Below are 688 nucleotides of genomic sequence, written 5' to 3'. Positions count from 1 at the left end.
ACGATTACACCAACGGTGCCTATCCCTGAAGGTAATGTACGTGCTAAAGCGACTGATAATGCAGAACATCCAAATAGTTCTACGTCACAACCGAAAAAAGCGACTGACACGACTGCGCCAACAGCACCTATAGTTACAAGTGATTTAACTGGTAAAGCGACAACTACTGATCCTGTTGAAGTTACTACAGATCCGAATACGAAAGTAGAATTATTGGATAAAGACGGTAATGTTATCGGTTCAGGTACGACAGATAATACAGGTCATGTCACGATTACACCGACGAAACCTATTCCTGAAGGTAATGTTACTGCAAAAGCTTACGACAATGCAGAACATCCGAATAGTTCTACGTCTCAACCGAAAAAAGCAACTGACACAACTCCGCCAACGGCGCCTGTGGTTACTAGCGATTTAACTGGTAAAGCGACAACTACTGATCCTGTTGAAGTTACTACAGATCCAAATACGCATGTTGATTTACTTGATAAAGATGGTAATATCATTGGTTCGGGTACGACAGATAATACGGGGCATGTCACGATTACACCGACAAAACCTATTCCTGAGGGTAATGTCACTGCGAAGGCTTACGACAATGCGGAAGTTCCTAATAGTTCTACATCTGATCCTGTTAAAGCAACTGATACAACACCACCAACTGTTCCAACGCTTGATACGGATTTAG

At 42.4% G+C, this 688-nt stretch carries 1 pseudogene; it reads left to right on the top strand.

Annotation, left to right across the window (positions count from 1 at the left end):
• Positions 1–688: pseudogene (locus tag AK212_RS13705) on the top strand (YSIRK signal domain/LPXTG anchor domain surface protein); the annotation flags it as partial.

This window comes from Staphylococcus borealis, assembly GCF_001224225.1.
Taxonomy (GTDB): Bacteria; Bacillota; Bacilli; order Staphylococcales; family Staphylococcaceae; genus Staphylococcus; species Staphylococcus borealis.
The sequence above is the reverse complement of the archived record's forward strand: the minus strand, read 5'-3'. Positions and strand labels throughout refer to the sequence as shown.